This window comes from Sphingobium sp. C100 (assembly GCF_000508185.1).
GTDB lineage: Bacteria > Pseudomonadota > Alphaproteobacteria > Sphingomonadales > Sphingomonadaceae > Sphingobium.
The window spans coordinates 1-23,082 of record NZ_AYOY01000140.1; the positions used below are offsets into that span (position 1 = coordinate 1).

Consider the following 23,082-nt stretch of genomic DNA (forward strand, 5'->3'; position numbering starts at 1 on the left):
CCTTCAGGGCCGTTCCCTCGCCGCTCGCCCGCCGCATCGCCGATGCCGCCGTGGTGGCGCTCTACATGGGCATGGACGATGAAGCCCCCGCCCAGCGCCTCGCCCCCCAGCTTCATGCGATGGGCAAGGTCGTGGCGCTCCCGCGCGTGCTGGATCGGCTGGGCAGCATGGAATTTCTCGCCTGGCGGACGGAGGATCAGCTTTTCCCCGGCCTGTTTGGCACCAGCCATCCCGAACCGGGCGGCGGCGCGGTCACGCCCGATGTCATCATCGCACCGCTGATCGGGTTCGACCGGTCGATGAACCGGCTGGGCCAGGGCGGGGGCTATTATGACCGGGCGTTCGCACGTTTCCCCGACGCGCTGCGCGTGGGCCTGGCCTGGTCGGCGCAGGAGATCGACTCGCTGCCGGCCGACCCCTGGGACTTGCCCCTGCATATCGTGATGACCGAAGTCGAACTGATCGAGGGCACGCAAGCATGAGCATCGATCCGCGCCATTATCATCAGCCCAGCTGGCGCAAGCCGATGGGAATGCTGGCGATCGTCGTCCTGATCCTGGCATGGGCAGTGCTGGTCGCCAGCCTGTCGGGCCTGATCGGCGCGCTGCCGGTCTGGGCGCAGGTGCCGGTCTATGTGGTGCTGGGGATCATCTGGATCTGGCTGCTGCCGCTCCGACGCCTCCTCGCCTGGATGGAAACGGGGCGCTGGCGGCGCGGTTAAGCCGTGACAAGCCAAAGCCGAAGGGCTATTAAACCGTTGAGGTAGCGTAACGGCCGTCCCGCGATTTCCGGGCGGATGGACGCCGACCCGACGGAGCGCGGCGCCATGATCCAAGGCCTATCGCAGTTCTTTCCGCACGCAGCGCCGCCCCGCCATTTCATGTCCATTCCTGCCTCACCGGGCGGCGCCACCCCGCACCGGACGTCGATGCCATCGGTGGCATGGGTCCACGGATATGGGAGAAGGCGATGGTTGTTCTGAGCAAAAGGCTTTTCGCTGAAACTTTGGGAACATTCTGGCTGGTGTTCGGCGGATGCGGCAGCGCCGTGCTCGCGGCCGCCTTTCCCGATGTCGGCATCGGCCTGCTGGGCGTCAGCCTGGCATTCGGCCTGACGGTGCTGACCATGGCCTATTCGATCGGCCATGTGTCAGGTTGCCACCTCAACCCCGCGGTCACCATCGGCCTTTGGGCCGGCGGACGCTTTCCGGTGGGCGACATCGCGCCCTATATCGTGGCCCAACTGGTCGGCGCCGTGCTGGCGGCGGCCCTGTTGCTGTTCATCGCGAGCGGCCAACCGGGCTTCATGCTCATGGGCGACGGGCTGGCCGTCAACGGTTATGGAGCCCTGTCGCCCGGCGGCTACTCGCTCCCATCGGCGCTGGCGATCGAACTGGTGCTCAGCTTCGGCTTCCTGTCGGTGATCCTTGGCGCGACCGACAGCCACGCCCCGGCCGGCTTCGCGCCGATCGCGATCGGCCTTGCCCTGACGCTGATCCACCTGATCAGCATTCCGGTGACCAACACATCGGTAAACCCCGCGCGTAGCACGGGGCCCGCCTTGCTGGTCGGCGGTCTGGCGATGCAGCAGCTATGGCTGTTCTGGATCGCGCCGGTGGTCGGCGCGCTGGCGGCGGGCGGCGTATATCGCTGGATCGCGACTGAGCCCCTGCCCCCGGCCGTGACCGGCGAAGCGCTGTAACGTCATGACATGAGGGCTGGCGCCGTCCGTGGCGCTGGCCCTCCCGCATGACGATGACCATGGGATGGCGCGCATGGGGGAATTCGGAGCCGCAACCTCCAGCTTGGCAGGATCGCGCTTCGACATCCGCCGCGCGGGCCGCTGCATCCTTTTCGGCCTTTCAGCCGTCAGACGACACAATGTCTGGACGAAACACTTTCCGTTCCCGGAAAGTGGCGCGAGTGACAGGGCTCGAACCCGCGCCCTCCGGCGTGACAGGCCGGCACTCTAACCAACTGAGCTACACCCGCGCAGGGCGGCATCTGTTCATGATCTTGCGATCACCAGACGATGCATGTCTGAAAACACCAATCCACCTTCCGGTCAGGGAAAGTGGCGCGAGTGACGGGGCTCGAACCCGCGACCTCCGGCGTGACAGGCCGGCACTCTAACCAACTGAGCTACACCCGCGCAGGGCGGGATCTGTTGATGATCTTGCGATCACCAGACGATGCATGTCTGAAAACACCAATCCGCCTTCCGGTCAGGGAAAGTGGCGCGAGTGACGGGGCTCGAACCCGCGACCTCCGGCGTGACAGGCCGGCACTCTAACCAACTGAGCTACACCCGCGTTTGGTGTGGGCGGCCGTCTATGCGGGTCCGCGAGGACTGTCAACCGTCCGCAACATCAGTTTCATCTTTATCCGCATTTTCTTTCCGCCGCGCCACCGTCAACGTTCCCTGCTCGAACAGGAAACCCGCAATATCGGGCATCCCCGCCGCCGACACGACGGTCTGGATGATGATGAGCAGCGGCACGCCCAGCAACGCGCCCGGCGTGCCCCACACCCATCCCCAAAAGGCCAGGGAGACCAGGATCAGCAGCGGGTTCATGGTGAGCCGCCGGCCCAGCAGCATCGGCGTGACGACATTCGCCTCCACCAGGTGAAAGCCGACCTGCAACGCGGCCGGCGTCAGCGCGACCCACACATCGTCGAACACCATCAACCCGCCGAGCGCCAGCAGCACCGCCGCCAGCATCGGCCCGAAATAGGGCACGAAATTGAGCAGCGCGACGATGCCGCCCCACATCAGCGGCGACGGCATCCCGATCAGCCACAGCGCCACCGCCACCGCCAGCCCCAGGCACAGGTTGATGGTGGCAATGGTGATGACATAGGCGGACGTCGCGTCGACCACATTCTGGATCACCCGCGCGACCGCCATGGCGCCATCGAAGCTGCCCCGGCTGTTGATCGTGCGCCGCCGCAGCTTCGTCCAGCCGGCGAGGAAGAAATAGATGATGAGCAGCGCGAACACCATCTGGATGATCGCCGAAGGCGCGGAGGTCGCGGCGAATTGCAGCAAGGATCGTGGTGCATCGACGGCTGCGGTCTGCGCGGCGGCCACAGGGCCGGAAGCCAGCATCTGAACGGTTTCGTCGACGAAGCGCTGGAGGTTGGCGTAGAAATCGATCAGCGGCGCCAGATTGGCCTGTATCTGCGGCAGCCGCTGCGGCAGCGCGCTGAACCAGTCGGTCGCCGGCACGATGATCAGCACCAGCGCGGTATTGGCCACCACCAGAAAGCCGATCACCGCGATCAGCGCGGCCAGGCCCGACGGCAATCCCCGCCGCTCCATCCATTCGAGCAGCGGCACCAGCGCGATCGCGATCACCAAGGCGGCGGTCAGCGGCAGGAAGAACTCCGCCCCCGCCCGCAACGCAAAGGGCAGCGCCAGCGTCAGGCCGATGCCCGACGACAGCGCGATTGATGCCAGAAGACGGTCGCGCCGCCGATCAATTTCCTGTTGTTCCGCCGCTGTCACGCCTGATTCTCTCGCCCGTCGCACGCGCATGGATGTGCGCCGCGCCGCGATCCGCGTCAATTTCCAAAGCGGTGCGATCTTCAGGGCAAACAGGCGCTTAACCAAATATTGGCATGCGCGCGATAAGTCCGGGCCGGGGCCGTGGAAAGGGGCGAGGCATGAGGGCATGGAAAACGGGCGCGGGCGCATGGCTCAGCGCGATCGGGGCGCTGGCGGGGACGTCCCCCGCAACCGCGCAGCAGCTCCTCTTGCTGACCACCCAGACCTTCGTCGAGCGTGTCACCACCGACATCAACGGACGCCCTCGCCGCATCCTCGCCAGCACCGCCCGACCCGCGCCGGGCGACCAGTTGATCGTCATCCTGAACTGGCGCAACGATGGTAGCGCGCCTCTGCGCGACGCGGCGCTGATCCGCCCCGTGCCGCGGGGCGTGGAACTGGACGCCAGCGACCCGCTGATGCAAGTCTCGGTCGATGGCGGCGCCCATTGGGGCAGGCTCGACCAGCTATGGTTACCGACCGCTCTGGGCGGTGTCCGCCGCGCCGTGCCGGCCGATGTCACCCATGTGCGCTGGCCTCTGCCCGAAGCAGGGCCAGGACAGTCCGGGCGGCTCAGCTATCGCGCCACGCTGCGCTGACGTCGCAATGTGGGTTGAGGCGGCAGGCCGGCTATCCTAGGGCAAAGGGCTGACTGGAGATATGTTCATGCCCAAAGACGCCGAGCGCGCCTATCTCGCCAACATGGGGGAATCGGGCGTTGCACATTCCCTCAGCAAGCCCTTTTCCGATCCGCAATGCGGCATCCAGCTGGCCTCGATCGGCTTCATCATGAGCCTGTTGCCGCCTCCGCCCGCGCGCATTCTCGATCTTGGCTGCGGCGGTGGCTGGACCAGCATCTTCCTGGCGCGTCATGGCCATGATGTGACCGGGCAGGACATCGCGCCCGACATGATCGCGGTGGCGCGGGAGAATGCGCGGCTGAACGGCGTGGAGGACCGCGCTACCTTCCTGTGCAGCGATTTCGAGCAACTGGAGCTTGACGGCCGGTTCGACGCCGCGATCTTCTTCGACGCGCTCCACCATGCCGAGGATGAGGCGCTGGCGATCCGGTCGGCGTGGCGGGCGCTGCGGCCCGGCGGCCTGCTCATCACTCATGAGCCGGGCGAAGGGCACAGCCAGTCGGCCGAATCCATCGACGCGATGGAGCGGTTCGGCGTCAACGAACGCGACATGCCCCCGCACGTCATCATCGCGCGCGGCAGGCAAGCGGGCTTCACCGGCTTTCGCGTGCTGCCGATGCCGTCGCTGCTTTTCAGCACATTCTATCAGGAGCGCGACTTTTCGGGCCGCTGGCTCAGCAAGCGGCGCTGGAAGATGCTGCGCCGGGCGATGCGGATGCTGTTCATGCCCGACCCGAAGGAGGGCGCCGTCGTCGTCCTGACGAAATAGGCGCCCTGCCTCCTGCGCCCTGCCTCCTGCGCGCCCGGCCGATCAGTCTACGAAGAGGAAGGCCGGCGCCTCCAGCAGCTTCCTGACCGCCTGGACGAAGCTGGCCGCGTCCCAGCCGTCGACCACCCGATGGTCGCAGCTGATCGACAGGTTCATCAACTTGGCGGCGACCACCTCCTTGCCCCGGAAGACGGGCCGCTCGATGACGCGATTGGGGCCGATGATCGCTACTTCCGGCCGATTGATGACCGGCGTCGTCGCGATCCCGCCCAGCGGGCCGAGCGAGGTGAGGGTGAGCGTGGAGCCGGACAATTCGTCCGACTTCGCCTTGCCCGTGCGCGCGGCGTCGGCGAGGCGACGGATCTCGCTGGCGAGTTGCCAGACATTGCGGTCCTGCGCATCGCGGATCACCGGCACCATCAGGCCCGCGTCAGTCTGCGTCGCCAGCCCCAGATGCACCGAACCATGGCGCGTCACCACGCCCGCTTCATCGTCATAGCGGGCGTTCAGCATCGGGAAATCGGGCAGCGCCTTGCACATGGCGACGATCAGCAACGGCAGCATGGTGAGCTTGGGCCGGTCGCCGCGCCCGGCGTTGAGCTGCGCGCGCAGATCCTCCAGTGCGGTCACGTCGATTTCCTCGACATAGGTGAAATGCGGAATGTGACGTTTTGAGGCGGCCATATTTTCCGCGATGCGACGGCGCATACCGATCACCTTGATGGCCTCATCGGCGCGCGGCGCCGAACGGCCGGCGGGGCGATAGCCCTGTCCCGACCCGTAAAGCAGATAGGCGTCGAGATCGGCGTGGCGGATGCGGTCGCCCGTCGGCTTCACCTGCGACAGGTCAATGCCCAGTTCCTTCGCCCGTGCGCGCACGGCGGGCGAAGCAAGGATCGGTTCCGCTCCTCCCTTTGCTTCGTTCGGGTCGAGCCTGGCTGAACCTTCTCCTTCTTCCGTCCTGGACGGCGCCGCAGAAGCAGGCGCTTTTTCAGGATCGGTGCGAACGCTGTCCTGGCGGACATCCTCCATCACCGCCTCGCCCGGCGTCTCCGCCTCAATCGTCTCCTTGCTCGGCGGCGGCGCGGTCCCGGCCCCGGCCCCAGTCCCGGCCCCCGCTTCGCCTTCGACCTCAATCTCTACCAGCATCGACCCGATCGGCACCTGATCGCCCGGCTCACCGGCCAGACGCACCACGACGCCCGCGACCGGGCTTTCCATCTCGACCGTCGCCTTGTCGGTCATCATGTCGGCGATCGGCTGGTCCTCCTCGACCCGGTCGCCAACCTTTATGTGCCAGCCGACAATTTCGGCTTCCGAAATGCCTTCGCCGATGTCCGGCAGCTTGAACGTGAACAGCGCCATGACCTTAGTCCTTCAAAATCTTGTTGATGGCTTCGCGAATGCGCACCGGCCCCGGAAAATAGGCCCATTCCAGACTGTGCGGATAGGGCGTGTCGAATCCGGTGACGCGCTCGATCGGCGCTTCGAGATGATAGAAGCAGCGTTCCTGGACCAGGGCGGACAATTCCGCGCCAAAGCCGCTGGTGCGCGTGGCTTCATGGACGATCAGGCAACGGCCGGTCTTTTTCACCGATGCCTCGATCGCCTCTATATCCAGCGGGACGAGCGTGCGCAGGTCGATGATCTCCGCATCGACGTTCAGCGTCGCCACCATATGTTCGACCACATGGACCATCGTGCCATAGCAGAGGATGGTCAGCTCCTCGCCCGCCCGCGCGATCCGCGCCTTGCCGAGCGGTATGCGGTAATAGCCGGTGGGCACCTGGGCCTGCGCATGGCCGGCCCAGCTCTTGGCCGGGGTGTCATAATGGCCGTCGAAGGGACCATTATAGATGCGCTTGGGCTCGAAGAAGATGGTCGGATCATTATCCTCGATCGCCGCGATCAGCAGCCCCTTGGCGTCGTAGGGGGTCGAGGGGATCACCGTCTTGACGCCCGACACATGGGTAAAAATGCCTTCGGGCGACTGACTGTGCGTCTGCCCGCCGAAGATGCCGCCGCCAAAGGGCGACCGCACCGTCATGGGGGAGATGAACTCGCCCGCCGAACGATAACGCAGCCGCGCCGCCTCGCTCACCAGCTGGTCGAGCGCGGGATAGATATAGTCGGCGAACTGGATTTCCGGCACCGGCCGCAACCCATAGGCGCCCATGCCCACAGCCACGCCGATGATCCCGCATTCGGTGATCGGCGTGTCGAACACGCGGTTCTTGCCATATTTCTGCTGAAGGCCGGCGGTCGCGCGGAACACGCCGCCGAAATAGCCCACATCCTCGCCCATTACGACCACATCGGGATCGCGCTCCATCATGACGTCCATGGCGCTGTTGATCGCCTGGATCATGTTCATCTGCTGCACGTCGGTACGCGCCTCATCCTGCGTCATGCCCTCGCTCACAGCCCGGCCGCCTTCCATTCGTCCAGCATCTGCTGCTGTTGTTCCTTCAGATGCCAGGGCATCTCCTCGAACACTTCCTCGAACATGCTTTCCATCGGATGATGCAGGCCGTGGCCCAGGATGCCGTTCTTTTCCGAGGCGCGGGCTGCGTCGCGGACGAGTTCGGCCAGTTCCTGGTCCATCGCCGCATGGCGTTCCTCGTCCCAGATGCCGAGCGCGATGCAATGCTGCTTCAACCGCGCGATCGGATCGCCGAGCGGCCATTGGCTGCTTTCCTCGGCCGATCGATAGGCGCTGGGATCGTCCGAGGTGCTGTGCCCTTCGACGCGATAGGTGAAATGCTCGATCAGCGTCGGGCCGCCATTGGCCCGCGCCCGATCGGCGGCCCAGCGCGTCGCCGCATAGACCGCAAGGATGTCGTTGCCGTCCACCCGCAATCCGGCGATGCCATAGCCTACGGCGCGCGCGGCGAAGGTCGTGGACTCAGCCCCGGCAAAACCTGAAAAGCTGCTGATAGCCCACTGATTATTCACCACATTCATGATGACAGGCGCGCGGTAGACGCTGGCGAATGTGCAGGCCGAATGGAAATCGCCCTCGGCAGTCGATCCTTCGCCGCACCAGGTCGCGGCGATGCGGGTATCGCCCTTGGCCGCGCTGGCCATCGCCCAGCCGACCGCCTGCGGATATTGAGTGGTGAGGTTGCCGGAGATGGAGAAAAAGCCCGCCTCCCGCGCCGAATACATGATCGGCAACTGGCGCCCCTTCAGCCGGTCGCCGGTGTTGGAGTAAATCTGGTTCATCATGTCGATGATGGGCCAGTCGCGCGCAATCAATATGCCCTGCTGGCGATAGCTGGGAAAACACATATCGTCCCGCGCCAGCGCCAGCGCCGCCCCGATCGACACCGCTTCCTCGCCGGTCGACTTCATGTAGAAACTGGTCTTGCCCTGCCGCTGGGCGCGGAACATGCGCGCATCGAACGCGCGGGTCAGCGCCATATAGCGCAGCATCTTGAGCAGGGTTTCGGCCGGAAGCCTGGGGTTCCAGGGGCCGACGGCCTGCCCCTCCTCATCCAGCACGCGCACCAGCCCATAGGCCATGTCGCGCATGTCGGCGGGCGGACACGCTTCGTCCGGGCGCGCCTGGGCGCCGGCCGGTGGAATGTCGAAATGGGTGAAGTCCGCGCTCTCGCCGGGCCGCGCGGGCGGCTCGGGCACATGCAGGCGCAGCGGCGGAAGATTATGTCCCGCCTGCCCTTCAATACCCACAGATCCGATCGGATCGCTCATCCTGCCTCCTATGGTGCGTTGCAATAATATTGCTTTGCGCAGATATTATATTTCAACGCCGCAGAAGGCAAGCCTTGCTGACCCAATTTACCCTTTTTACCTGTCGCTTTCGCTGTCGCGTTTCAGACGGCGACCGGTGCGGAGATAGGGGCCTGCGGCGTATAATCGAGCACTTCAAAATCCTCGATCCTGTAATCGAAAATGGATGAAGGCCGCCGATTGATCCGTAATCTGGGCGCGCCGGACGGAATCCGCGCCATCTGCTCTTCCACCAGCGCCGCGTGGTTGAGATAGAGATGAACGTCCCCACCCTGCCAGACGATCTCCCCCGGCTCCAGATCGGTTTGCTGCGCCAGCATCCGGGTCATCATCGACAGACCAAAAATGTTGAAGGCGAAGCCGAGGCCCAAGTCGCAGCTGCGCTGAAACAGCAGGCCGTTCAGCCGCCCGTCCGCCACCTGAAACTGATAGGTCATATGGCAGGGCGGCAGCGCCATGCGCGGCACTTCCGCCACATTCCAGCCGGTGAAGAGCAGACGGCGCGAACCCGGCGTCGTGCGAATGGCGTCGATCAGGTCGGAGATCTGGTTGCGCCCTTTTTCGGCCCTGCGATACAGCCCGTCACCCGCCGGCTCATAGACCGGCCAGTTCACCCATTGCGCGCCATAGACCGGCCCCAGGTCGCCCCACTGCCGGGCAAAATTCTCGTCAGCGACGATTCGCGCCTCGAAGGCGTCACGATCAATCGCTTCCCCGGTCGCCTTGCGATAGGCGTCGAGCGGCCAGTCGGTCCAGATATGCACGCCCTGCCGCACCAGTTCGCGAATATTGGTGTCGCCGGTCAGGAACCACAGCATCTCGCGCGCCGCGACCTTCCAATAAACCCGCTTGGTGGTCAGCAGCGGCACCGCATCGTCGGCCAGCGAAAATCGCATCGTCGCCCCCAGGATCGACCGCGTGCCGACGCCCGTCCGGTCGATACGCTCATCCCCGCCGGTCCAGACCAGCCGCATCAAATCCAGATATTGCTGCTCATAATGGGGTGCGGGCGAAGCGGGCATATCGGTCAAGGCGGTGTCCTGCGGCAATGAGTCTGATCGCCTGCGGCTGTAGCCGAGCGCAGCCCGCCCGCCAATCTTGCTGTCGGATCGGAGCAAATGATCGGCACTTGGCTCCACTTCGGACCCGCTTCCGGCTGGTCGGGCATCGCCCCTGACGGCAGCATCTGGCCATGACGGGCAATGACTGGCTGGCGCTGACGATCCTGGACGATGAATGGCGGCCGCGCCGTATCCTGCCGTTGCGCCGCGGGTTGCATGTCGTTTTGCCCGACCTGCTGCTGGAAGAAAGCCAGTGGATAGCATTGGTCCAGCAGCGCCCGGACGGACAATCGGCCCTGCCCGGTCCGGCCGATGTCCAGTTGACCCGCGCCCTGGTCCGCAGCTTCCGGCCGCTGGACCTGCGCCTGGCCGATCACAGGATTCATGCCCGCGATCAACGCTTCAGCTTCCGCGCTGCCGGCCTGCTCTGAACTCAGCAAAAAAAGCGTCATTGATCGCTTGCCAGCCCGGAAAGCCCTCTCTATAGGCGCACTCCTGCCTTACGGGGCCGCCCACAAAGCGGTTTCGGCATCGGTCGGGGAATAGCTCAGCCTGGTAGAGCACTGTCTTCGGGAGGCAGGGGCCGGAGGTTCGAATCCTCTTTCCCCGACCACATTTTCTCAGTTTATTCCGCATTGTCATACCTCTGTCTACAGGGGTATGACCCTCGCTCTTGATGACGTCGCCCCCTGCTGGTGCCTTGTCAGAAATTATGTAGCGTGCAGGGCCATTGGGAAATGTCCAGACCGGTCAGGCGCGCGAACCGCTCCAGGTCGCGCGCGACAAATGCTGCAACGTGGTGTTTGTCGTCCTCGGTGGGCGATGCAGGATAGTCGATCTCGGCCCGCACATGTTCGTTCCTAGCTTCGCTTGGAGGAAAGCCGGGCAAATCGAGAAATTGCGAAATTTTCTCCAGTACTCGCCCATGATCGCTGCGCAGGTCTTCAGAACGAAGAAACAACAGTTGATGCTGCGGAAAGATGGTGAGCGCATGTTCCACCTGACGGCCATAAAGGCCCCGCTCCAGATAGGAGTAAACGCGCCATGCTCGTGCATAATTGGGTAATCCCGCCAATCTGGCCCGGCCAGACCTGATGGCGTCGGCAAATGGCAGTTGCTCGGCTTTACGCGCCCATTCCATTGCCCAGTGGGAAAACGCTCTTTCAAACGGATCGCGGAACAGGAAGATCAGTCGGGCATCCGGATTATAGGCCGCAATTCGCTCAAGCGCGCCGGGCCAGAACATATAGATCGGCGTGATATCATATCTTATGCCACCTTCACGTGCGCCCGCGAAGAAGGCATGTAACTTGCCATAATCAGGCGCAGACCAATTGATCGACTCATTGTCGAAAAAATGCAGTTCCTTCACCTTGGGGTCAGCCAGATCGGGATGGTCGCGAAAATGGGCATGAAGGCTCGTGGTGCCGCCCTTTTGTGCGCCGCAAACGAAAGCCGACACTTTTTGCATATTCAGTGATGCCGACATTGGCAATATTCACGCCTCTCGCGCCGAGGTGATAAGAACGGCTCCACCGGAGCGATTACGCACTTATGATCGCCCAATACAAGCGGCGTATAACCAGCGCTGTGCATCTCGATCGGACTGCGCAAAAGCCGGATTGCAGCGGTCCGTCACCGGCTTTCCTCTTTTGTCCGCTCTATTCTTCACATTGAAACCGAACCAGTTTACCCACAAAACAGCGGCGCGTTCTGCTGCGCTCCACCGGTCCGGATGTTCAGCCTAGCCAGCGCTTTTCGACAGATGTCATCTGTCGAAAGCCGGAACGCGCTTCCTGCACGCTCGTAAAAGATGTTTGACCCGGCCTGTCGGGGCGGCAATGATCCCGCCTTATCAAGCCAATACGGTCGCCGGCCGCATATCAGGCACAATCCGACCCGCATCAGGCGGGCTTTCGCAGGTGGGAGACATATCTTGCATAGACGCGATTTTCTGGCCTTTGGGGCCATGGGCGCGGGCGGCCTCATGCTGCCTTCGATGTTCGGCAGGGTCATCGCGGCCGAAGCGCTGAACAGCGCGATCGACGTGGCGGTGAAGAAGCAGCTCGCCGATGCGGCCATGAACGCGGCCAAGGGCGCTGGCGCCACTTATACCGATGTGCGCGTGGGTCGTTATCTGCGCCAGTTCGTCATCACCCGCGAACGCAATGTCGAAAATATCGTCAACACCGAATCGATGGGCGTGGGTGTCCGCGTGATCGCCGACGGCGCCTGGGGCTTTGCCGCCACCAACGAGATGACCAGCGATGCCGTCGCCAAGGCCGCGCGCGAAGCCGTCGCGATCGCCAAGGCCAACGCGCCGGGCCAGAGCGCGCCGGTGCAACTCGCCCCGGTCAAGGGCGTGGGCGAGGTGAGCTGGCGCACGCCCATCGTCAAGAACAGCATGGCCGTGCCGATCAAGGACAAGGTCGACCTGTTGATGGGCGTCAACGCCGCCGCGCTGGATGCAGGCGCCAGCTTCATCCGCTCCATCCTGTTCCTGGTCAACGAGCAGAAATATTTCGCCAGCACCGATGGCAGCTATATCGACCAGGATGTGCATCGCATCTGGGCGCCGATGGAAGTGACCGCCGTCGATCAGGCGAGCGGCAAGTTCCGTGTGCGCGAGGGGCTTTCCGCGCCGATGGGGCTGGGCTTCGAATATCTGGACGGCGCGGCGTCGGGCAAGACGGTGCTGCCCAACGGCGTCACCGTCTATGGCCAATCCTATGACATGAAGGAGGATGCAGTCGCCGCCGCCAAGCAGGCACTGGCGAAGATCAAGGCGCCTTCGGTCAAGCCAGGCAAATATGATCTGGTGCTCGATCCGTCGCACACCTGGCTCACCATCCACGAATCGGTCGGCCATCCGCTCGAGCTGGACCGCGTGCTGGGCTATGAAGCCAATTACGCCGGCACCAGCTTCGCTACGATGGACAAGCTCAAGGCGCATTTCCAATATGGCAGCGACAAGGTGAACATCGTCGCCGACAAGACCCAGCCCGGCAGCCTGGGCGCGGTGGCCTATGACGATGAGGGCGTGAAGACCAAGAAATGGGATCTCATCCGCGACGGCAAGCTGGTCGGCTATCAGGCGATCCGCGACCAGGCGCATATCGAGGGGAAAACGGCTTCGGACGGCTGCTGCTATGCCGATAGCTGGTCCAATGTGCAGTTCCAGCGCATGGCCAATGTCAGCCTCGAACCGGGCAAGGCCAAGCAGAGCGTTCCGGACATGATCGCCAATGTCGAGGATGGCATCTACATCATCGGCGACGGCAGCTTTTCGATCGACCAGCAGCGCTACAACGCCCAGTTCGGCGGCCAGCTCTTCTACGAGATCAAGAATGGCAAGATCGGTCAGCAGATCGAGGATGTCGCCTACCAGATCCGCACGCCCGAATTCTGGAACGCCTGCGCCGGGGTCTGCGACGCCAGCGACTATCGCCTGGGCGGTTCCTTCTTCGATGGCAAAGGTCAGCCGGCGCAGGTTTCGGCCGTGTCGCATGGTTCGTCGACCGCGCGCTTCAACGGCATCAATGTCATCAACACCGCGCGCTCGCTCGGCTGATACGCTTTAGGAGACAAGATTATGAGCATCCTTCCCGAAGCGCAGGCCAAGGCCATCCTGACCAAGGTCGTTGGCTTTTCCAAGGCGGACGAATGCACCGCCCAACTGACCGGCGCGACCCGCGGCAATGTCCGCTTCGCCCGCAACGACGTATCGACCGCCGGCGTCACCGACGACATCCAGCTTGGTGTGCAGGTGGCGTTCGGCAAGCGGGTGGGCACCGCCACGATCAATCAGTTCGACGACGCGGCGCTGGAACGCGTCGTGCGCCGGGCCGAAGAACTGGCGAAGCTGGCCCCGGAAAATCCCGAATTCATGCCCGCCGTGCCCAGCCAGACCTATATGAAGACGGACACGTTCAGCGCATCGACCGCCGGCATCGACCCGGCCTATCGCGCCAAGGTCGCGACCGACTCGATCGCTCCTTGCCGTGCGGAAAATCTGATCGCGGCCGGCTATCTGGAGGATCAGGCGGGTTTCGTCGCCTTCATGAACAACAAGGGCAATTACGGTTATCAGACCGCGACCAGCTCCGACTATACCTGCACCGTCCGCACAGAAGACGGCCGGGGTTCGGGCTGGGTCGGGCATAATGTGCAGGATGTCAGCCAGTTCAACGCGGGCGAGGACATCCGCGTCGCCATGCGCAAGGCCAGCGCTTCGGCCGGCGCGCAGGCGCTGGAGCCAGGCAAATATACCGTCATCCTGGAACCGGCCGCGGCCGCTGGCCTGGTCGCCTTCATGATGTATTTCTTCGATGCGCGCTCGGCCGACGAGGGCCGCAGCTTCCTGTCGAAGAAGGGCGGCGGCAACAAGCTGGGCGAGCAGGTCTACGGGCCTCAGGTCAACATGTTCACCGACCCCGCCTATCCGGGCGCGGCGGTCTATCCCTGGGACGAGGACGGCCTGCCCCGCAAGAAAATGCCGATCATCCAGAATGGCAAGCTGATGACGATGAACTACAGCCGCTACTGGGCGCAAAAGCAGGGCAAGCCCGAACAGGCGCAGTTCGGTAACATCATCATGGAGGGCGGCACCAAATCGACCGCCGACCTCATCCGCACGACCGAACGCGGCATCCTGGTCTCACGCACCTGGTATATCCGCATGGTCGACCCGCAGACGGTGTTGCTGACCGGCCTGACCCGTGACGGCACCTTCTATATTGAGAACGGCCAGATCAAATATCCGATCAAGAATTTCCGGTTCAACGAAAGCCCGGTCATCATGCTCAACAATGTCGAGGAGTTCGGCAAGCCCGTGCGGGTGAAAAGCGACGAATCGGACACGACCATGGTGATCCCGCCGATGAAGCTGCGCGACTTCACCTTCACCTCGCTGTCCGACGCGGTGTGAAGCTGGGCCGCGCGGCATGACGCGAAGTGATTTCCTCCGGCTGATGGCGGGCGGTCTGGCCAGCGGGTTGCTGGCCCGGCCGCTCGCCGCCGCCGCCGGGGGCTATGATTTCTGGTTCACGCGGTTGCGGTATGATTCGGGCGACTGGGACGTCGATCAGCGCGCCCCCTCCAACATCATCACCTCGCTGATCGACTATACGACGTTGCGCGTCGATCCTCAGGAGCATGTGATCGCCCTGTCGGACCCGAAAATGCTGACCGCGCCCTTCTGCTATATGGCCGGGCACAAGCTGGTGGAATTCTCGCCTGCCGAGCGGCGCAATTTCGAGCGTTATGTCCGCAATGGCGGCTTCGTCATGGTAGACGATTGCAACCATGATATTGACGGCCTCTTCGCGCGCTCCTTCGAAGCGCAGATAGCCAAGATATTCGGCGCCAATGCGTTGAAGGAGCTGCCCAAGACGCACGGCATCTACCGCAGCTTCTTCAAGTTCGACGGGCCGCCGAATACCGGCCTCGAACTCAATGGCTGGGGCGACGATCTGGTCCATGAATATCTCAAGGGCGTAGAGGTGAATGGCCGCCTCGCCCTGCTCTATAGCAACAAGGATTATGGCTGCGAGTGGGACTATGACTGGCGCAACAAACGCTTCCTGGCCGAGGACAATACCAGGTTCGCGGTCAATATCGTGATGTACGCGCTATCGGTGTGAGGCGCAGAATCACCCTCCCCTGCAAGGGAAGGTGGACGGCCGAAGGCCGGACGGAGGGCGTCACCCTTACGACAGGCTGACAGCCCTGCACCACCAGCTTCGCTGGCGGTCCCCCTCCTCTTTCAGGGGAGGATCGGGAATCGCCGGTCAACTACAGGAACCCGCATGACCGACATTACCGAAGCCGATATCCAGGCCCGCCTCGCGCGGCTCACCGACTTGCGGGCCGCGATCGGGCAGGCGATTGTCGGCCAGACCGATGTGGTCGAACAATTGCTGATCGGCCTGCTCGCGGGCGGCCATTGCCTGCTGGAAGGCGTGCCGGGCCTGGGCAAGACGCTGCTCGTCCGATCGCTGGGCGACGCGCTCAAGCTCGATTTCCGCCGCGTCCAGTTCACCCCCGACCTGATGCCCAGCGACATCCTCGGCACCGAATTGCTCGAGGAGGATCATGGCACCGGCCATCGCAGCTTCCGCTTTCAGCAAGGGCCTGTCTTCACCAACCTGCTGCTGGCCGACGAACTCAACCGCACCCCGCCCAAGACGCAGGCGGCGCTGCTGGAAGCGATGCAGGAAAAGACCGTCAGCTATGGCGGCGTCACTCACCGCCTGCCCGCCCCGTTCTTCGTGCTGGCGACGCAAAATCCGCTGGAGCAGGCCGGCACCTACCCCCTGCCCGAAGCGCAACTCGACCGCTTCCTCCTCCACATTCGCGTCGATTATCCGACGGAGGAGGAAGAGCGCGCCATCCTGGCCCAGACCACCAGCGCAAACAGCGGCGTCGTCCCGACCGTCATGCAGGGTGAAGAAGTGCTGGCGCTCCAGCGCCTGGTGCGCGACGTGCATTTCAGCGACGATCTGCTCGCCTGGGTCACGCGGCTCGTCCGGGCCAGCCGCCCCGGCGACGGCGCGCCGGAGGATATCCGCAAATATGTGAAATGGGGCGCCGGTCCGCGCGCCGGCCAGGCGCTGATCCTGTGCGCCAAGGCGCGCGCGCTGCTGCACGGCCGCCTCGCCGCTACGCGCGATGACATTGCCGCCCTCGCCGCCCCGGTGATGCGTCATCGCCTGCTCCTCTCCTTCGCGGCCGAAGCCGAAGGGCGCAGCGCCGATGATGTGGTCGCAGCGCTGGTCCGCGCCGTCCCGCTCGCCTGACCAGCCGGCCATGACCGACCTCCTTCCCCCAGACGTCCGCAGCCGGCTCCGCGGCCTGCGCCTCGTCACGCGCCGGGCGGTGGGCGCGCATGGCATCGGCCTGCACCAGAGCCACAGCCGGGGCGCAGGGTTGGAATTCGCCCAATATCGCGCCTATGAGCCAGGTGACGAACTGCGTCAGATCGACTGGAAGCTCTACGCCCGGTCCGACAAATTTTTCGTGCGGGAGGCCGAGCGCGAAAGCCCGGTCGCGGTCTGGATACTGATCGACGCCAGTGCCTCCATGGGTCAGGCCGATGCCGCCCGCCCCGACTATAGCCGCCTAGACGCCGCCAGGGCGATCGCCGCCGCCATCGGCGAACTGGCGATGAAACAGGGCGATCGCTTCGGCTTCATGGCATTGAGCGACGCTGGGCTGGCGATGCTCCCACCCGCGACGGGTCTGCGCCAGCGCGACCGGTTGCTGCTGGACCTGCTGACCGTGCGCCCCGCGCGCGGCTTTGCCGGCGCAACGCAACTCGGCCCGGTCTGGGAGCGGATCGGCGCGCATGACCTCGTCATCCTCCTGTCGGACTGTTTCGATGAGGGCGCGGTAGCGCTGGCGGAAAAGCTCGCCGCCGCCGGGCGCGAGACGCTGGTGATCGAGATGCTGACCGTGGCCGAGCGGGATTTCCCGTTTGACGGCGGCTATCGCTTTCGTGACCCGGAAACGGGCGAAGAATTGCTGGCCGATGGCGCGGCGTTGCGCGCCGAATTCCTGGCGCGTTTCGCCGACGCTCGCGATCTGCTCCATGGTCGGCTTGAGGCCATCGGCATCCGCCACGCCGCTCATATTCTGGACGAGCCGGTCGATCTCCCCCTGCGCCGCCTGTTTTCGGCCCATGGCGCGGCGGAATATGCATGAGCCTGGGCTTGCTCCTTCCCGGTGCGCTTGCGGCGTTGGTCGCCCTGATCGTGCCGCTGATCATTCATATCGCACGGCGCAGCGAACAGCATCCGACCGATTTCGCCGCGTTGCGCTGGCTGCGGCAAAAGCCCCGGCCGCGTTCGCGCCTGCGCTTCGACGAATGGCCGTTGCTGGTGCTGCGGCTTCTGCTGCTTGCGCTCGCCATCCTGTGGCTGGCGCACCCGGTGCTGTTCGGCGCGGCCGATGAGCGCCCCTATATCGCCGTCGTGCCCGGCGCTGATATCGACCGCGCCCTGATCAAGGGCAAGCGGTTGCACTGGCTCGCTCCCGGCTTCCCCGACTTCGACGAAACGCCAACCACGACGCGGCTCCCTCTCGCCAGCCTGATCCGCCAGCTCGACGCCGAACTTCCGCACGCAACCCCGCTCACCATCATCACGCCGACCATTATCGAGGGGGCGGATGCGGAGCGTCCGCGCCTGTCGCGCAAGGTGATATGGCGCATCGTCCCCGGCGCCATGCCGGCCCCGCAACAGAGCGCCGCGCCGCCGCCAGTCCTTGCCATCCGGCATGACGACGCGCACCGCCCGGCGCTGCGCTATCTTCGCGCCGTCATGGCGGCATGGCTACCGGCCGGGCGTTCGGTGGAGCTTGACGCCGCGATGCTGGACGCGCCCCTGCCCGACACGCGACATGTGCTGGTCTGGCTCGCGAGCGGGACGCTGCCCGACAATGTGCGCGACTGGGTGGAGCAGGGCGGCACGCTGCTTGCCGGCAGCGACCTTCGCCTTGCCTCCGCCCCGCCTACCGTGCCCGTCTGGCGCGACACGCAGGGCGCGCCGTTGGCGGTCGCCATGCCGATGGGCAAGGGTCGCCTGCTGCGCTTCACGCGCCCCCTGACGCCCGCGCAAATGCCCGTGCTGCTTGAACCGGCGTTTCCGACGCAACTGCGCGCCATCGTCCAGCCGGTTCCCGCCCCCGCGCGCGTCGCTGCGGTCGATTATGCTCCGCTGACCGGCGGTCGCCGATATACCCAGCCGCCCCGGTCGCTTCAGCCCTGGCTGGCGATGTTGATCGCGCTGCTGCTGATCGCCGAGCGTTGGGTCGCCACCAGGCGCAGGCGGAGCATCGCGCCATGAGCGGCGACGCCATCCTCAGCCGCTGGGTCGCGCCGGCACGGCAACGTCGCTTCATCGACACGCTGACGCTGGCGCTGCCGGTGCTGATCGCCGCCGCCGCGATTGGAGGACGGCTGGCCGGGCCATGGGCAGCAGCCATGCTGGTCGCTTTCGGCCTTGCCGCCGCCGTCCTGATCGCCCGTCGGCGGGCCGCGCGCTTCGATCGGAACTGGCTGACCAGCAGCCTCGACCGGACACGCCCGGACCTGGAGGATAGCAGCGCGCTCCTCTTCGCAGAGGCGCCATCATTGTCGCCGCTCCAATCGCTTCAGCGCGCCCGCATTGCCGAAAGGCTGGATCGTGAGACGCCCGACAAGCTCGCGCCCGGCTGGTCCCGTAACGCAATGCTCGTGCTGGCGCTCGCCGCGATCGCAATCGTCGCCGCCGCGTGGCTCTGGCCGCGCGCCGGGGAAGGGCCGCCGACCCTGGCCCCCAGCCAGGAAGGCACGCCCGCCCGGCCGGGTGTCCCCCGGCTCAGCGCGCAGAATCTGCGCATCATACCGCCCGCCTATACCGGCCTTCCCGCGCGCGATTCCGCCTCGCTCGATGCGCGTGCGCCACAGGGCGCCCGGCTGGAATGGACGCTCCGTTTCGATCCGCAAGCGGATGCCCCGCATCTGGCCATGCTATCGGGCAAGCCGCTGGCGCTGCGCCGGGACGGCGCAAACTGGATCGCCAGCCGCACGCTGGACGCCTCTTTCCTCTATCGCGTCGATCCGGCGACGGGGCGCGGCCCCACCCCGCCGCTGCATCGGGTGGACGCGGTCGCCGATGCGCCGCCGCAGGTGAAGGCGATCACTCCCGGCCTCACCCTGGTCAAAGCGGGACAGCGGAGCTGGACGCCGGTGTTTACCGTCACGGACGACTATGGCGTCGCCGCCACCGCCCGCCTGCGCATCACGCTGGCAATTGGAGAGGGCGAGAATGTGACGTTCAGCGAGCGGGAGATTGCGATCAGCGGGAGCGGACCGGCGCGTGACAGACGCTTCGCGCCGCCACTCGACTTTTCCCGTTTCGGTTTTTCGGCGGGCGGCGACATGGTCGTCCAGCTCATCGTCCGCGACAATCGCAGCCCGTCACCACAGGAAGTGCGCGGACCAAGCCTGATCCTGCGCTGGCCATCGGCCAAGGCGCCGGAAAGCGGCGGCCTGGAAGGCATGGTGAACACCACCCTTCCCGCCTATTTCCGCAGCCAGCGCCAGATCATCATCGACGCCGAAGCGCTCATCAAGCAAAAATCCCGCCTGTCCGCCGACCGCTATCTCAGCCGATCCGCCACGATCGGCGGCGACCAGCGGATATTGCGCGGGCGCTACAGTCAGTTTCTGGGCGGCGAGGAGGAAGGCGAGCCGGAACTCCCCACCGCCGATGCGGACGGGCATCATGACGGCGACGGCCACGATCATGGCGGACCGCCGCAACAGCCAGGCGTCGGCTTCGGCGCGCCCGAGGATGTGCTCGCGAAATTCGGGCATCCGCACGACGATTCTCCGGCCTCCAGCCTCGACCCCGAAACCCGCGCCATCCTGAAACAGGCGGTTGACGAAATGTGGCAATCCGAACGCGAACTGCGCCAGGGCCATCCCGACAAGGCCCTGCCCTTCGCCTACAAGGCGCTGCGCTTCATCAAGGAAGTGCAGCAGGCGACCCGCATCTTCCTGGCGCGCGTCGGGCCGGAACTGCCGCCGATCGACCCGACGCGCCGCATGACGGGCAAGCGCGAGGGGCTGGCCAACCGGACGCTGGACCTTACCCCCGTTGAGCGGCAGGATGGCCCGGCCGCCGCGGCGTGGCGGGCGCTGGGTAGCGGACCGGACGCCATCCGCGGTCCGGTCAACCTCGCCCCACTCGAACAATGGGCGCGCACCCATGCCGACCGCCTGCCGGACGCGCTGGCGCTCACCGGCGCGATCGACGCCGTCCGACGCGATCCTGCCTGCGCCGCCTGCCGGGCAAGCCTGCGCGCGCAACTCTGGACGGCGATGGAACGGCCGCTCGGCCAACCCGCGCGGCGGCGTGGCGGCGATGCGGCGGGGGCGCGCTATCTTCGCGCGATCGAGGGCGGGCGGCAATGACCATCCGGCTGATCGTCGCCGCCATCCTTGGCCTTGCCGTGCTGATTGCGGCCCTCCGCCTCCTGCTCTGGCATCGCGCGGCGGGGGAATATGCTTCCCTCACGCGCCTCATCCTGCTCCTGCTGCTTCAGCCGGTCTGTGCGCTCCTCCTGTTCCTTGGCCTGTTCCCGCCGACCGTCAGCGGCGGCAGCGATATGCTGCGCGTGGCGAGCGCTGGCGCGCCCCGGCTGGCCGCGACCCAGGGCGGCGCGCCGCTGGTTGCTTTGCCCGGTTCGGATATGGTGGGCGCAGAGGCTGTGCCCGACCTCGCCACCGCGCTGCGCCGGCACCCCGCCACGCGCACGATAGAGTTGCTCGGCCAGGGACTAGGCCCCCGCGACCTGCCGGCGGCGGCCGGGCTTGCGGTCCGCTTCACTCCACCCCCTCTCCGCAATGGTATCCGTTATCTTGCCACGCCTTCTCCCGTTTCGCCGGGCGCGGCGTTCCCGGTAGGCGGCACGCTGGAGGGGTTGGCCGAGGCCAAAGTCGAGCTGATCGATCCCGCAGGACGCGTGACCGACAGCGCCAAGCCGGACGCACAAGGGCATTTCACGCTGAGCGGCACCGCCCGCGCGGCGGGCGCGGCCGAATTCCGCCTGCGCCTGCGCAACGGCGACCCCACCATGGAGCAAGCCGTTGTCCCCGTCATCGTGCAGGACAGCGCCAGGCCACGCCTGTTGATCATGGCCGGCGCGCCCGGACCAGAGGTCAAATATCTGCGTCGCTGGGCAACGGACGCGGGCTTTGCCGTCACGACGCAGATGAGCGCGGGCGGCGGGGTCCAGTTGGGCGATCCGCCGGTGTCCATCGACGGCGCGACCTTGCGCCGGTTCGACGCGGTCCTGCTGGACGATCGCAGTTGGGCGGCGCTCGGGTCGAGACGGAGCGCACTGCTTGCCGCAGTGCGGGAGGGGCTGGGCCTGATCCTGCGTCCCAGCGGCCCGCTCGACGCCGCCACCCGCGCCCAATGGCAGGCACTGGGATTTGTGCTTACCGGCCAGGCCGGTCTCGCCCCGCTCGCCCTGCCCAAGCCGCCTGCCGCGGCCATCGCCCGCACGCGCGCGGGGATAGCCGACCCCGACATGCCGGGCGATCTGACGCTTCCCGATACGCTGTTGCCGGAAGTCAGCCGCCTTGCCGCCATTCCGGCGGGCGCCGACACCGTGCCGTTGCTGCGGGACGCCGGCGATCGACCGCTCGCGGTCTGGCGCGCGCTGGGCGTGGGGCGCATGGCGCTCTTCACGGGTGTTGACAGCTATGCCCTGACCCTGACCGGTCATCGGCTGCTGCACGACCAATGGTGGCGCGCATTGCTCGGCGCTGTGGTTCGTCCTGCCGCCGCTCCGCCGGCGATCGAGGGCGTCCATTGGGCCGGCGAGCGCATGACGCTGTGCAGACTGACCGACGACTCGCGGGTCGAACGGCCCGATGGCGGGGCCGCGCGCCTGATCCCGATCAGCGGCTGCGCCGCCTTCTGGCCCGCCAGCGCCGGCTGGCACGTCCTGCGCAGCAAGGACGATGCGACGCCCTTTTACGTCCAGCCCGCCACCGCCCTGCCGGTCATGCGCGCCGCGCGGGATCGCGACGCCACGCTGATGTTGCGCGGTGACGGCTCGGCCGATCCGAAGGGTGAGGATCGCCCCGGCGCGGCATGGCCGTTTCTGCTCGGCTGGCTGGTGGCCAGCGCGCTGCTGTGGTGGCTGGAACGCAGCCGCCTCGCCCGTCAGCCGACCCGGTCGACCAGATAGAAGTCGCGCAGCGCCCGCGCGTCGTGCAGGGCATTGTGCGGCACGCGGCTGTTGGCCGCCGCACTGAACCCGGCGGCATTGATGAGTTCCAGCTTCAGACCGAAATCAATCCCCGCCATGCGTCCCGGCCCGGTCACCAGCAGCGCGCAGAAATGCGCCAGATCTTCCGGCCAGTCGGCGATGATGACCGGATCGGCGTCGCCGGCCAGATAGGTCGCGACCAGGTCGGCGGCTTCCGCGCGCTCCAGCTCATGGTCGATGCCTGGTGGCACATGGCGCAGATAGGGAACGACGTGACTCGCGACCCATGGCTCGATTTCATCAGGCAACGGCAGCGAGACATAGCATTCCTGGTCGCCATGTTCGGGCACCAGGGCGACGCTGATCAGCGTCCCGCCAAAGCCGTTGAATTCGGTATCGAGAAAATAGCGCATGATGAAGAACAAGCCTGTCCAGATTCGGGTCGGTGGCGGCGATCACCTGCCGCCGGCGGGGCGCCGATAGCATCCCGGCGGCGATGGGGCCAAGCCATGAACGGCGCCCGCGCCCGCCTGTAGCATTTGCGCGA

General features: G+C 65.7%; 21 protein-coding genes and 4 tRNA genes. 15 read left to right on the top strand and 10 right to left on the bottom strand.

Annotation, left to right across the window (positions count from 1 at the left end; translation table 11 throughout):
- The 3 genes from C100_RS34795 to aqpZ all read left to right on the top strand — a co-directional run.
- Nucleotides 1-482 (top strand): 5-formyltetrahydrofolate cyclo-ligase (locus tag C100_RS34795; RefSeq protein ID WP_024019671.1); only part of this gene is annotated, 482 nt, incomplete at its 5' end.
- The gene (locus C100_RS34800) at nt 479-721 is read left to right on the top strand and encodes a DUF2842 domain-containing protein (protein ID WP_024019672.1); all 243 of its coding nucleotides are present in this window, start codon (nt 479-481) and stop codon (nt 719-721) included. The genes C100_RS34795 and C100_RS34800, both read left to right, overlap by 4 nt.
- A gap of 248 nt (nt 722-969) precedes the next feature.
- Nucleotides 970-1,701 carry an aquaporin Z gene (gene aqpZ, locus C100_RS34805; RefSeq protein WP_024019673.1) on the top strand — a complete coding sequence of 244 codons (732 nt, stop codon included), beginning with the start codon at nt 970-972 and terminating at the stop codon, nt 1,699-1,701.
- Nucleotides 1,702-1,914: 213 nt separating this feature from the next.
- Here the strand turns inward: aqpZ and C100_RS34810 are convergent.
- The 4 genes from C100_RS34810 to C100_RS34825 all read right to left on the bottom strand — a co-directional run bounded on the left by C100_RS34810 (nt 1,915) and on the right by C100_RS34825 (nt 3,507).
- A tRNA-Asp gene (locus C100_RS34810) sits at nt 1,915-1,991 on the bottom strand.
- An 83-nt stretch (nt 1,992-2,074) separates the two neighbouring features.
- A tRNA-Asp gene (locus C100_RS34815) sits at nt 2,075-2,151 on the bottom strand.
- Between the two features lie 83 nt (nt 2,152-2,234).
- Nucleotides 2,235-2,311 (bottom strand) — tRNA-Asp (locus tag C100_RS34820).
- Between the two features lie 41 nt (nt 2,312-2,352).
- A complete protein-coding gene (locus C100_RS34825; protein WP_031309340.1) occupies nt 2,353-3,507 on the bottom strand; it encodes an AI-2E family transporter in 1,155 nt (384 codons plus the stop codon).
- 158 nt (nt 3,508-3,665) lie between these two features.
- Between C100_RS34825 and C100_RS34830 the strand changes: the two genes are divergently transcribed.
- Together C100_RS34830 and C100_RS34835 are read left to right on the top strand one after the other, a co-directional pair.
- On the top strand, nt 3,666-4,145 hold the full coding sequence (locus C100_RS34830) for a hypothetical protein (RefSeq protein WP_024019675.1): 480 nt from the start codon (nt 3,666-3,668) through the stop codon (nt 4,143-4,145).
- A gap of 67 nt (nt 4,146-4,212) precedes the next feature.
- Nucleotides 4,213-4,956: a class I SAM-dependent methyltransferase gene (locus C100_RS34835; RefSeq protein ID WP_031309342.1), complete on the top strand. Its 744-nt coding sequence runs from the start codon at nt 4,213-4,215 to the stop codon at nt 4,954-4,956.
- A 42-nt stretch (nt 4,957-4,998) separates the two neighbouring features.
- On the opposite strand, the gene C100_RS34840 is transcribed toward C100_RS34835, so the two are convergent.
- From C100_RS34840 to thyA, 4 genes are all read right to left on the bottom strand, one after another.
- Nucleotides 4,999-6,321 (bottom strand): dihydrolipoamide acetyltransferase family protein, encoded by a 1,323-nt coding sequence (locus C100_RS34840; protein WP_024019677.1) that lies wholly within the window; start codon nt 6,319-6,321, stop codon nt 4,999-5,001.
- Nucleotides 6,322-6,325: 4 nt separating this feature from the next.
- On the bottom strand, nt 6,326-7,330 hold the full coding sequence (locus tag C100_RS34845) for an alpha-ketoacid dehydrogenase subunit beta (RefSeq protein ID WP_031309345.1): 1,005 nt from the start codon (nt 7,328-7,330) through the stop codon (nt 6,326-6,328).
- Between the two features lie 44 nt (nt 7,331-7,374).
- Nucleotides 7,375-8,670 carry a 3-methyl-2-oxobutanoate dehydrogenase (2-methylpropanoyl-transferring) subunit alpha gene (locus C100_RS34850; protein WP_024019679.1) on the bottom strand — a complete coding sequence of 432 codons (1,296 nt, stop codon included), beginning with the start codon at nt 8,668-8,670 and terminating at the stop codon, nt 7,375-7,377.
- 122 nt (nt 8,671-8,792) lie between these two features.
- Nucleotides 8,793-9,731: a thymidylate synthase gene (gene thyA / locus C100_RS34855; RefSeq protein WP_031309347.1), complete on the bottom strand. Its 939-nt coding sequence runs from the start codon at nt 9,729-9,731 to the stop codon at nt 8,793-8,795.
- Between the two features lie 170 nt (nt 9,732-9,901).
- On the opposite strand from thyA, the gene C100_RS34860 reads away from it, so the two are divergent.
- Together C100_RS34860 and C100_RS34865 are read left to right on the top strand one after the other, a co-directional pair.
- Nucleotides 9,902-10,201: a JAB domain-containing protein gene (locus C100_RS34860; RefSeq protein WP_024019681.1), complete on the top strand. Its 300-nt coding sequence runs from the start codon at nt 9,902-9,904 to the stop codon at nt 10,199-10,201.
- Between the two features lie 105 nt (nt 10,202-10,306).
- Nucleotides 10,307-10,383, top strand: a tRNA-Pro gene (locus C100_RS34865).
- 90 nt (nt 10,384-10,473) lie between these two features.
- Here C100_RS34865 and C100_RS34870 read toward each other — a convergent pair.
- Nucleotides 10,474-11,259: a sulfotransferase domain-containing protein gene (locus C100_RS34870; protein ID WP_024019682.1), complete on the bottom strand. Its 786-nt coding sequence runs from the start codon at nt 11,257-11,259 to the stop codon at nt 10,474-10,476.
- Between the two features lie 447 nt (nt 11,260-11,706).
- Here C100_RS34870 and C100_RS34875 point away from each other — a divergent pair, with 447 nt between their 5' ends.
- From C100_RS34875 to C100_RS34910, 8 genes are all read left to right on the top strand, one after another.
- Nucleotides 11,707-13,341 (top strand): TldD/PmbA family protein, encoded by a 1,635-nt coding sequence (locus C100_RS34875; protein ID WP_031309349.1) that lies wholly within the window; start codon nt 11,707-11,709, stop codon nt 13,339-13,341.
- Nucleotides 13,342-13,362: 21 nt separating this feature from the next.
- A complete protein-coding gene (locus C100_RS34880; protein WP_024019684.1) occupies nt 13,363-14,697 on the top strand; it encodes a TldD/PmbA family protein in 1,335 nt (444 codons plus the stop codon).
- A 16-nt stretch (nt 14,698-14,713) separates the two neighbouring features.
- A complete protein-coding gene (locus C100_RS34885) occupies nt 14,714-15,412 on the top strand; it encodes a DUF4159 domain-containing protein (protein ID WP_024019685.1) in 699 nt (232 codons plus the stop codon).
- Nucleotides 15,413-15,577: 165 nt separating this feature from the next.
- Nucleotides 15,578-16,567, top strand: coding sequence for an AAA family ATPase (locus C100_RS34890; RefSeq protein WP_024019686.1), 990 nt, complete (start codon nt 15,578-15,580; stop codon nt 16,565-16,567).
- A 10-nt stretch (nt 16,568-16,577) separates the two neighbouring features.
- Nucleotides 16,578-17,471, top strand: coding sequence for a DUF58 domain-containing protein (locus C100_RS34895; RefSeq protein ID WP_031309351.1), 894 nt, complete (start codon nt 16,578-16,580; stop codon nt 17,469-17,471).
- Nucleotides 17,468-18,613 (top strand): BatA domain-containing protein, encoded by a 1,146-nt coding sequence (locus tag C100_RS34900; protein WP_024019688.1) that lies wholly within the window; start codon nt 17,468-17,470, stop codon nt 18,611-18,613. Before C100_RS34895 ends, C100_RS34900 begins: the two co-directional genes overlap by 4 nt.
- On the top strand, nt 18,610-20,727 hold the full coding sequence (locus C100_RS34905) for a DUF4175 family protein (protein ID WP_031309353.1): 2,118 nt from the start codon (nt 18,610-18,612) through the stop codon (nt 20,725-20,727). Before C100_RS34900 ends, C100_RS34905 begins: the two co-directional genes overlap by 4 nt.
- Entirely contained in the window at nt 20,724-22,514 is a 1,791-nt protein-coding gene (locus tag C100_RS34910) for a hypothetical protein (RefSeq protein WP_024019690.1), read from the top strand. Before C100_RS34905 ends, C100_RS34910 begins: the two co-directional genes overlap by 4 nt.
- Here the strand turns inward: C100_RS34910 and C100_RS34915 are convergent.
- Nucleotides 22,490-22,948 carry a hypothetical protein gene (locus tag C100_RS34915; protein WP_031309355.1) on the bottom strand — a complete coding sequence of 153 codons (459 nt, stop codon included), beginning with the start codon at nt 22,946-22,948 and terminating at the stop codon, nt 22,490-22,492. The genes C100_RS34910 and C100_RS34915 overlap by 25 nt on opposite strands.
- Nucleotides 22,949-23,082 lie beyond the last annotated feature (134 nt).

Bases quoted from the DNA above. Each gene is read 5' to 3' on its own strand.
- C100_RS34800 (WP_024019672.1), top strand. From the start codon at position 479: ATGAGCATCGATCCGCGCCATTATCATCAGCCCAGCTGGCGCAAGCCG.
- C100_RS34880 (WP_024019684.1), top strand. From the start codon at position 13,363: ATGAGCATCCTTCCCGAAGCGCAGGCCAAGGCCATCCTGACCAAGGTC.
- C100_RS34910 (WP_024019690.1), top strand. From the start codon at position 20,724: ATGACCATCCGGCTGATCGTCGCCGCCATCCTTGGCCTTGCCGTGCTG.
- aqpZ (WP_024019673.1), top strand. From the start codon at position 970: ATGGTTGTTCTGAGCAAAAGGCTTTTCGCTGAAACTTTGGGAACATTC.
- C100_RS34850 (WP_024019679.1), bottom strand. From the start codon at position 8,670: ATGAGCGATCCGATCGGATCTGTGGGTATTGAAGGGCAGGCGGGACAT.
- C100_RS34885 (WP_024019685.1), top strand. From the start codon at position 14,714: ATGACGCGAAGTGATTTCCTCCGGCTGATGGCGGGCGGTCTGGCCAGC.
- C100_RS34895 (WP_031309351.1), top strand. From the start codon at position 16,578: ATGACCGACCTCCTTCCCCCAGACGTCCGCAGCCGGCTCCGCGGCCTG.
- C100_RS34840 (WP_024019677.1), bottom strand. From the start codon at position 6,321: ATGGCGCTGTTCACGTTCAAGCTGCCGGACATCGGCGAAGGCATTTCG.
- C100_RS34835 (WP_031309342.1), top strand. From the start codon at position 4,213: ATGCCCAAAGACGCCGAGCGCGCCTATCTCGCCAACATGGGGGAATCG.
- C100_RS34845 (WP_031309345.1), bottom strand. From the start codon at position 7,330: ATGAACATGATCCAGGCGATCAACAGCGCCATGGACGTCATGATGGAG.
- C100_RS34905 (WP_031309353.1), top strand. From the start codon at position 18,610: ATGAGCGGCGACGCCATCCTCAGCCGCTGGGTCGCGCCGGCACGGCAA.
- C100_RS34900 (WP_024019688.1), top strand. From the start codon at position 17,468: ATGAGCCTGGGCTTGCTCCTTCCCGGTGCGCTTGCGGCGTTGGTCGCC.
- C100_RS34890 (WP_024019686.1), top strand. From the start codon at position 15,578: ATGACCGACATTACCGAAGCCGATATCCAGGCCCGCCTCGCGCGGCTC.
- C100_RS34860 (WP_024019681.1), top strand. From the start codon at position 9,902: ATGACGGGCAATGACTGGCTGGCGCTGACGATCCTGGACGATGAATGG.
- C100_RS34830 (WP_024019675.1), top strand. From the start codon at position 3,666: ATGAGGGCATGGAAAACGGGCGCGGGCGCATGGCTCAGCGCGATCGGG.
- C100_RS34870 (WP_024019682.1), bottom strand. From the start codon at position 11,259: ATGTCGGCATCACTGAATATGCAAAAAGTGTCGGCTTTCGTTTGCGGC.
- C100_RS34915 (WP_031309355.1), bottom strand. From the start codon at position 22,948: ATGCGCTATTTTCTCGATACCGAATTCAACGGCTTTGGCGGGACGCTG.
- thyA (WP_031309347.1), bottom strand. From the start codon at position 9,731: ATGCCCGCTTCGCCCGCACCCCATTATGAGCAGCAATATCTGGATTTG.